The sequence below is a fragment of the Dietzia sp. SYD-A1 genome, assembly GCF_015356725.1.
Lineage (GTDB): Bacteria > Actinomycetota > Actinomycetes > Mycobacteriales > Mycobacteriaceae > Dietzia.
In genome coordinates this window covers 1-1,378 of sequence record NZ_JADDKI010000620.1, presented here as the reverse complement: position 1 = coordinate 1,378, position 1,378 = coordinate 1, and the positions used below count along the sequence as shown (strand labels likewise).

At 72.4% G+C, this 1,378-nt stretch carries 1 protein-coding gene; it reads left to right on the top strand.

What is annotated here, in order from left to right:
- Positions 1–195: 195 nt before the first annotated feature.
- On the top strand, positions 196–1,378 hold a 1,183-nt coding region (locus IY392_RS17750; RefSeq protein ID WP_228549596.1), incomplete at its 3' end, for an ABC transporter ATP-binding protein.

Sequence of the window (1,378 nt, the reverse complement as noted above, 5' to 3'; positions counted from 1 at the left end):
ACCCTGGCTTGCGCGCGCGGATTGGTCCGGGCACGCCGCACAAGCCGCGGTGGCCCGGGCAAAGAGGACGCGCAAGCCGTAGAGGACGCGCAAGCCGGAGGGGACGTGTGAACCGCCGCGTCCCCGGGTGGAACTAGTGTCATGGGGCGCGAGACCGACTCACAGCCCATCACCACCGGCGGGAGCCCCACACGCATGTCAGCACCAGCAGCGACGCACCGGCAGGCCACCGGCGTCCCGTCGACCGCGAACGGGCTCCTGCTCCGCGCGATCGGACGCCGCAAGCGCCTGGTCGTTCCCGGTCTGGTGCTCATGACGATGTGGCAGGTGTGTGAGGCGTTGGTCCCCATCGCGATCGGCGTGATCGTCGACCGGGCGATCATCCCGCTGGACCGCTGGGCGATGGTGTGGTCGGTCCTCGGGCTGGTCGCACTGTTCACCGTGCTCAGCCTGAGCTACCGCTTCGGCGCACGGATGGCCAACCGGGCCGTGCAGGAGGAGGCCCACGACCTGCGGGTGGAGGCCACGCGGGTCCCGCTCACCCGGCGCCGCGCCATGGACGACGCGAGCTCGGGCGACGTGCTCTCGGTGTGTTCGGCCGATGCCGACGTGGCGGCCCAGATCTTCCGGCAGATCGCCCTGGGCGGCTCCGCGCTCATTGGCATCGCGGGGATCTCGGTCTACCTGCTGTGGACCGACCTGCTGGTGGGGCTGATCGTCCTGATCGGCGTCCCGCTGAGCCTGGTGCTGGTGGCGCTGCCCAGCCGGGTCATCTCCCGGCACAGCACCGCGCAGCAGACGGCCATCGGTATGGCGAGCAACCGCGCGACCGACATCATGGCCGGACTGCGCGTGCTCAAGGCCGGCGGCGGTGAGCGCTGGGCGGCCGAGCAGTACCGCGACGCCTCGCGCGCCGCCGCCGACGCCGGGATCGTCACCGCAGAGCGCACCGGCCGGGTCCAGGGCATCGGCTCGCTCGGCATGGCCGTGGTCCTGGCGCTGGTCCTGCTGGCCTCCGGGTACCGCGTCCTGTCGGGGGAGATGGCGATCGGCACGCTGGTCTCGGTGGTCGGTGTGGCCGTGTTCTTCGAGGAACCGGTCCGGCTCATCACCGCCATGGTGGGCATCTACGCCCGGTCCCACGGTGCCGCGCAGCGCCTGGTCGACCTGCAGGCCTCGGCACCGGTGGACGAGTCCGGAGCGGAGGTGCCCGCCGGGTCGCACCTGCAGGTCACCGGACTGGAGTTGCCCGACGGCCGGGAGCTGGACCTCGAGGTGAGGGCAGGGGAATTGGTCGCGCTGGTGGCCGAGCAACCGGCCGCCGCCGAGGCGGTGACGGCCGCGATCGCCGGCCACAGCGACGGGGCCGACGCCGTGG